The sequence below is a fragment of the Pseudarthrobacter sp. NKDBFgelt genome (assembly GCF_046097905.1).
Classification (GTDB): domain Bacteria; phylum Actinomycetota; class Actinomycetes; order Actinomycetales; family Micrococcaceae; genus Arthrobacter; species Arthrobacter polychromogenes.
Genome location: NZ_JBJURL010000004.1, coordinates 90,043 through 97,022 on the forward strand (window position 1 = coordinate 90,043; position 6,980 = coordinate 97,022).

7 protein-coding genes are annotated in these 6,980 nt (G+C 66.4%); 4 read left to right on the forward strand and 3 right to left on the reverse strand.

Translation table 11 applies throughout. From position 1 onward, the window contains the following. Positions 1–73: 73 nt before the first annotated feature. On the reverse strand, positions 74–667 hold the full coding sequence (gene purN / locus ACKAE7_RS02150) for a phosphoribosylglycinamide formyltransferase (RefSeq protein WP_190610876.1): 594 nt from the start codon (positions 665–667) through the stop codon (positions 74–76). Positions 668–706: 39 nt separating this feature from the next. On the opposite strand from purN, the gene ACKAE7_RS02155 reads away from it, so the two are divergent. Next, positions 707–1,138 (forward strand): hypothetical protein, encoded by a 432-nt coding sequence (locus ACKAE7_RS02155; RefSeq protein ID WP_188809142.1) that lies wholly within the window; start codon positions 707–709, stop codon positions 1,136–1,138. A gap of 36 nt (positions 1,139–1,174) precedes the next feature. Here the strand turns inward: ACKAE7_RS02155 and ACKAE7_RS02160 are convergent, their stop codons facing one another. Then, positions 1,175–2,494: a DUF6350 family protein gene (locus tag ACKAE7_RS02160; protein ID WP_408978396.1), complete on the reverse strand. Its 1,320-nt coding sequence runs from the start codon at positions 2,492–2,494 to the stop codon at positions 1,175–1,177. Between the two features lie 155 nt (positions 2,495–2,649). On the opposite strand from ACKAE7_RS02160, the gene ACKAE7_RS02165 reads away from it, so the two are divergent. Further along, complete coding sequence (locus tag ACKAE7_RS02165) at positions 2,650–3,108, forward strand: DUF4383 domain-containing protein (RefSeq protein ID WP_188809140.1); 459 nt, start codon at positions 2,650–2,652, stop codon at positions 3,106–3,108. A 251-nt stretch (positions 3,109–3,359) separates the two neighbouring features. Here ACKAE7_RS02165 and ACKAE7_RS02170 read toward each other — a convergent pair whose 3' ends face one another. After that, positions 3,360–4,238 carry a DUF2382 domain-containing protein gene (locus tag ACKAE7_RS02170; RefSeq protein WP_188809139.1) on the reverse strand — a complete coding sequence of 293 codons (879 nt, stop codon included), beginning with the start codon at positions 4,236–4,238 and terminating at the stop codon, positions 3,360–3,362. 259 nt (positions 4,239–4,497) lie between these two features. Between ACKAE7_RS02170 and ACKAE7_RS02175 the strand changes: the two genes are divergently transcribed. Both ACKAE7_RS02175 and ACKAE7_RS02180 read left to right on the forward strand, forming a co-directional pair. After that, complete coding sequence (locus ACKAE7_RS02175; RefSeq protein ID WP_408978397.1) at positions 4,498–5,655, forward strand: glycosyltransferase family 4 protein; 1,158 nt, start codon at positions 4,498–4,500, stop codon at positions 5,653–5,655. Then, the coding region (locus ACKAE7_RS02180; RefSeq protein ID WP_408978398.1) for a UDP-glucose dehydrogenase family protein at positions 5,652–6,980 on the forward strand (1,329 nt) is incomplete at its 3' end. The genes ACKAE7_RS02175 and ACKAE7_RS02180, both read left to right, overlap by 4 nt.

Consider the following 6,980-nt stretch of genomic DNA (forward strand, 5'->3'; position numbering starts at 1 on the left):
TAGGTAGCGCTAAGTGTCGTTATGAGGGCTGAAAACGACACTTGGCGCTACCTAGTTGGGTGGGGCGGAGGGGTTAGGCGGGAAGGTTCGAGGCGCCGGCGCGGTGGTCGGCGGCGAGGGAGGCCAGGGTGGACACCAGCAGGCGGCGCTCCACCACTTTGATGCGCTCATGAAGGGTTTCCTCGGTGTCGGAATCCTCGATGGCCACGGCCTCCTGGGCGATGATGGGGCCGGTGTCCACGCCGGCGTCAGCCCAGTGCACGGTGCAGCCGGTGACCTTAACGCCGTAAGCCATCGCATCCCGCACCCCGTGGGCGCCCGGGAACGCCGGAAGCAGTGCCGGGTGGGTGTTCAGGTACTTGCCGTTGAAGGCATCGATGAACTCCGGGCTGACGATGCGCATGAACCCGGAGGAGACCACCACATCGGGCTGGAACCGGGCCACGGCGCCGGTCAGTGCGGCATTCCAGGCAGCGCGGTCCGGGTACGCCTTGAAGTCAACCACGAACGTCGGGATGCCTGCGGCCGCGGACCGTTCCACCCCGAAGGTGCCCTGACGGTCCGCACCCACAGCCGCGATTTCCACGTCCAGTTCCCCCGCCCTGACGGCATCGATGACAGCCTGGAGGTTGGACCCGGTACCGGAAACGAGGACTACGATGCGCATGGCTCTAGCTTATGGGCAGGCTCGCGTAGGCTGGAAAACATGAACACCTCCCCCGAACCGGCTGGGCAGCAGCGGACCAGGCCGCCGCTCAGCGAGGCAGCCAAAGCCTCGCTGTCCAAGACCCATACCCTGTTCCGGATGTTCGTCATCTCCGTGATCGGCTCCTTCTTTGTCTACCAGCTGGACGTCAACTACCTCTGGCTGACCGGGATCCTCACGGCGGCCAGTGTGGCCCTGGGCATTGTCCTCCTGGTGCGGGCCGCGAAGCTGAAGGAATCCAGGCTGGTCCTGATCGGCACCATCTCCGGCCTGGTGGTGTCTGCCATCATGGTGCTGCTGATCCTGGTGAGCGCAGTGTTCTTCGACGAAGTGCGCCAGTACCAGGCATGCATGGGCCGGGCGCTCACGGATCAGGCACAGTCGGCGTGCCGGGTCCAGCTGGAAAGCTCGCTGCCCCGGCAGCTCCCCTAGCCAGCGCCACCCTCAGGCAGCGCAGCGGCGCTGTTGCTAAGCCCGGGAAACCAGTTCCGCGTCCTCGTCCGACGCCGCCTGCTCACGTTCCAGCCACGGCCCGGCCGCGTAACCAATCACGACGCCGACAGCCACTTCCGCAGCCAGCCACACCGCAGTCCAGAGCGGGTCCGGGCCGATGTCCGTCAGGCGGCCGATTCCCGCCGAGCCGCGGGCCAGCCAGGCAAGGCCAAAGGACAGGACCCCGGCTGCCAGACCGGCCAGGATCCCCAGCACCAGGGTGGAGACTGTTGCCGTGAACCAGCGGGCCCGGACCTTGATGGAAAGCCACTCATCGAAGTGGTTTTCACCTTCGCGCAGGAACCACCACCCGGCGAGCACGCCCGCCAGCACCGGGACGATCAGGGCCACAAAGGCGTAGTCCAGCGGCCCGGAAGGGATGGCGGCCAGCACTGGGATGGAGGGCAGCGGTCCGACGGCGGTTCCCAGGGGACCCACCTGCGAACCGACCCCCATGGCAAAGCCGGCCCCCGACGTCCAGGCCAAGGCGAAGACCGCAAGGTTGGGAAGGAAGCCGAGCTGTGCGGTGGTCAGGGCGGCACCCCCTACGGCGCCGGCGTCGAGCGCCTCATAGACGGCAACCACCAGGTTCCAGTGGATGAACAGGTCCACCGCCAGCAGCACGCCAGCCAGGGCCAGCGCGGAAACGGTGGCCACAAAACCGGCCTTGCCGGCGGATGCAAGGTAGGAGCCCGCCCACCGCGAATGCTGGCTGGTGCGGGAAATCCAGTCCACGGCGTCGACGCCGATGAGCCGGCTCCAGGAACCGGCCTCCCGCCGCGCGCCGATCACCATGCCAAGCGCGTAGGGAATGAGCGGAATCAGCATGGCGAACCAGGGATTGATGCCCACATCCGGGGTACGGCAGACGAAACCGGTGGCCGTCCCGAAGGCGGCGTAGACAACCCATGAGCCGAGCAATGCCTGCCACAGCTGGTCTGTGTAGGAAGCGCGGGCAAGGCGCCGTCCGGCCCGCCAGGCAAGGAGGAAAGGCAGCAGGGTAAGGCCCAGCGGAATCAGCGACAGAACGCCGGATTCCCCGTTGCCGGCGGCGTCGGAACCCGCGGCGCTGAGTTCCAGCGGAACTCCATGGACCAGCAGCCAGGACTGACCCGCCAGCCGGGCCAGGACGTCGAAGGAGCTGTCCTGGAAGCCGGCAGTGGCCCACACGGCGATGATCGGGGCAATCACCACCAGCGCGGAAATGATGGCTGCCTGCGCCGTTTCGAGGGCACCCTGCAGCCACAAGGGCATGGGAAGGCCACGGTCTCCGGTCTGGTCAGCACGCATTTTCATCGTGCCCCATGGTGTCACGGCAGGGGCGTCCGGGCCGGGAACGACAGGCTCATCCGCCGGATCGGCGGAAAGTCCGGCGCACACTGTTCCGGCGCTTTTCGTAGTGGTCCGCCGTAAAATTTAACTGTCCACAACGAGTGGATTGGAGGGAAGAAATGACTACCGCATCCCCACATGCACACGGCGTTCATTTTGGCCGGGCAGACGTCCAAAACGCTGGCATGGGAGTGGGAATTATTTTGATGCTGGTCGGCGTCCTGGGCTTCATCCCGGGTGTCACCACGCAATACAGCGAACTGATGTTCCTCGGACCGGCGTCGCACGCCATGTTCCTGGGGCTGTTCCAGGTGTCCATGCTGCTCAACATCGTGCAGCTGGCCATCGGTGCCACCGGCTGGGCCATGTCCCGGACAGAACACGGAGCACGGAACTTCCTCCTGGGGGCCGGCGCACTGTACATCGTCCTGGCCATCTTCGGGCTCATTGTCGGAGTAGATTCAGCGGCGAACTTCCTGGCCCTGAACATGATGGACAATTGGGCACATCTGGTGCTGGGCGTCGTAATGATTGTTGCCGGCTGGCTGTTCTCCAGGACGGCGGCCCGCAGGCTATAGCCCGGAATCCGTAAACCGGGAAACAGGAGCCGCGAATGAAGAAGAACCCTAAGTTCTGAAGATATTCGTCCTACTGGCTGGTGCAGTTGCCGCCGTACGCGGGGACTGCACCAGCGTTCAAGAAAGTTCCGCATGCATAACGACGCCGGGAGCCCGTCTGTGGACTCCCGGCGTCGTGTGCTGTGCGCTTGCCTCCGCGGCCGTCCGTTCGAGGGCGCCTCAGCGGTGCTCTCAAACGTTAGCGGTAAAGCTTAGCGGCGCGCGTCGCGGTCCACGCCGTCCGCGTCAATGTGCTCCTTGCGGACTTCCTCGCTGACCGTGACGTCGTCCTGGACAACGTCCTTGTCCAGGCGGACCCGCTCCACCGGAACGGTTTCCTTGTCCACGACGGGGCGCTCCTCGTGCAGGATCACCTCGTGCTCCTCTTCACTGATGTCCGGGCCGCCCAAGGCTTCGCCGCGGTTGGCGTCCGTAATGGGCTCGCGCTCCAGGCGGACCTCTTCACGCTGCACGGGCACAGTCTTGGTGACATTTTCCGTGGTGACGTACTTCCGCAGCCGGGCACGGCTGGTCTCCTGGCGCTCGGTGCCAACATGGAGCTTTTCCTCGGAGCGAGTCATAGCGTCGTCCGTGGTGGGGCCGGAGGTGTCATGGCCAACGGTGTGGCGGTCGGTGGCGTCCCGGTCCAAGTCGCGGTCCCGGTCGCCGCTCACACCGGCGGTGGGGGTGCCGGCGTTCAGGTCTGCATCGCCCTGGAAGTCGACATCCGTCCGGGTGTCCACGTCGTCGTTACGGGTGTCCGAGTAGGTGCGGGCACCACGCTCGTAGTAGGTGTACAGGCGGTCCTCCTCCTCGGGGGTGAGGTGGCCGTCCACATCGACGCGCGGCGCGTCCTTGACGTGCTCCTTCGTGTAAGGAACCACCAGGTCGTCGCCCTGGCTGTGTGCTCCCTCAACGGGAATGAAGGACTGCGAGGTGCCAAAGAGGCCCGTCTTGACGGTGACCCAGGTGGGCTCGCCGGTGTCGTCGTCCGCGTACAGCTGGCCGATGGAACCGATCTTCTCGCCATCTGAACCGATGACGTTGCCACCCTTGGTGAGCAGGTTTTCGATGTTTTCCCTGTTGAGCATGACGTCTCCTTGGATGTGTCGTTGCGCTGGGCTTTGCCAACAATGTGGATGTCCCGGCACCGGGTGTTCCCGGCACTGGCCTCCGCCCCGTTGCTTGAGGCTCTGCGTTAGCTGCACTCCTACACTAAGCATGCTTAGCATCAAATGCAAAGCCTACTTAGTAATTTTTTCAGTGATGCGTCCTGCTGTTCATGCAGCTTTTCCCCCACAGTCACATCCAATCCCCCGCACGGCAACGCCGCCCGCACACCGTGGAGGGGTGAGGATCGCAATTGTTGCTGAATCATTCCTGCCGCTGATGAACGGCGTGACGCACTCCATCCTGCGCGTGCTGGAACACCTCGAGAACCGGGGCGACGACGTCCTGGTGATCGCGCCTTCCACGCTGGACGGGGAAGCGCCGGAACGTGTCCGGGGCGCGGAGATCCTCCGGCTGCCGGCTGTGCCGCTGGCCGGCTATGCAAACGTCAGGGTGGCCATGGGCGGTGTGTACCGGGTCAAGCGAATCCTTGCCGACTACGCACCGGACGTTGTCCACCTCGCCTCGCCTTTCGTCCTTGGCTGGCGGGCGGCACAGGCGGCGCACCAGCTGGGCATTCCCAGCGTGGCCATTTACCAGACCGAAGTCCCCAGCTATGCGGCGAGATACGGTGTGCCGTTCCTGGAGAACTGGGCCTGGAACCGGGTTGAAAACATCCATCTGCTCGCCACCCGGACCCTGGTGCCGTCCACGTTCGCGCTGAACCAGTTGCGCGGCCGCGGCATCCCACGGGTGCAGATGTGGCGCCGGGGAGTGGACACGGCAAGGTTCTCGCCGGAAAAGCGCGACGACGGATGGCGGGCTTCCGTGGCTCCCGGCGGGCAGCGGATCATCGGCTACGTGGGACGGCTGGCCGTGGAGAAGCAGGTGGAGGACCTGGCTGCCCTGGCCGGGATTCCCAACACCAGGCTTGTGATTGTTGGCGACGGACCTCAGCGGGCTGCCCTCCAAGACGCCTTGCCAGAGGCCCTTTTTACCGGCTTCCTGGGCGGCGAGGAACTGGCCCGGGCCGTCGCATCCTTCGACCTCTTTGTGCACCCGGGTGAGTTCGAGACCTTCTGCCAGACCATCCAGGAGGCCATGGCATCGGGTGTGCCGGTGGTGGCCACCGGCCGGGGCGGGCCGCTCGATCTGGTGGAAAACTCACGGACAGGCTGGCTCTACGAACCTGGCGACCTGACCGGCCTGCGCGGCCACGTGCTCGACCTGATGGGCGACGACGCCAAACGCCGGGCGTTCGCTGCTGCAGCCCATGCTTCCGTGCAGGACAGGACGTGGCCAGCGCTGTGCGGGGAGCTGGTCCGGCACTACGAACAAGTCATTGCAGCCGAACCGGCAAAGGCATCAACGGGCTTTCGTGCGGGGGCAGCGCAGTGAAGGTCTCGGTGATCGGCTGCGGCTACCTCGGTGCCGTCCATGCGGCCACGCTCGCCTCCATGGGCCATACCGTGGTGGGGATCGACGTCGACCCCGGCAAAGTGGACCAGCTGGCACGCGGTGCCGCCCCGTTCCACGAACCCGGACTGGACGAACTCCTGCGGGACGGGCGGATCACCGGCCGGCTCACCTTCTCCACCGACGCCTCCAGCGCGAAGGACGCGCAGGTCCACTTCCTGTGCGTGGGCACCCCGCAGGACAAAACGTCCGACGCCGCCGACCTCACCTTCCTGGTCTCCGCCATCGAAACGCTGCTTCCGCACCTGGCCGCGGGCGCCGTCGTCGTGGGTAAATCCACGGTGCCCGTGGGCACGGTGGAGATGCTGCGCGGCGTCCTGGCCCGGCGGCCGGACGTGCTGCTGGCGTGGAACCCGGAGTTCCTCCGCCAGGGGACCGCGGTGAAGGACTCGCTGGTGCCGGACAGGCTGGTGTACGGCGTGGACGGCGGGCGCGGAGGCGCGTTCCATCCCCGCAGCGGCGCCCCGCTCGGCGTCACGGCGGCGCTGGACGCCGTCTACGAACCGCTTCTCCGGGCCGGCATTCCCCGCCTGGTCTGCAACTTCGCCACGGCGGAGCTCATCAAGTCGGCGGCGAACGCCTACCTTGCCACCAAAGTGAGTTTCATCAACGCGGTGGCCGGGCTGTGCGACGCGTCGGGAGCGGACGTGGCGGAGCTGGCCGAGGCCATGGGCATGGACCCGCGCATCGGCGGGCGGTACCTGCACGCCGGCCTGGGTTTCGGCGGCGGCTGCCTCCCCAAGGACATCCGCAGCTTCCGGACACAGGCCGTCCATGCAGGGGTCACAGCCCTGGACGACTGGATGCGGCTGGTGGATTCGGTCAACCTTGGCCAGCGTGAACGCACCGTTGCCCTGGCTGCGGACCTTTCCGGCGGCAGCGTTGCCGGCCGCTCCATCACTGTCCTGGGTGCATCCTTCAAACCGGACACCGACGACATCCGGGACTCCCCCGCCCTGGACGTCGCCGACCGGCTCGCGGCGGCCGGGGCGCACGTGACCGTCACGGATCCCAAGGCAGTAAACAACGCCTGGCGGCGTTACCCGCGCCTGCGGTTCGAAGCGTCAACGGAACGGGCGCTCGAGGGTGCCGAGCTGGTGCTGCTGCTTACCGAATGGGATGAATACCGCCGCCTCTGCCCCGCCGCTGCCGGAGCACGGGTACGACGGCGGGTGGTGCTGGACGCGCGCAACGTACTGGACGCCGCGGCCTGGCAGGCCAACGGCTGGTCGGTGCGGGGCCTGGGC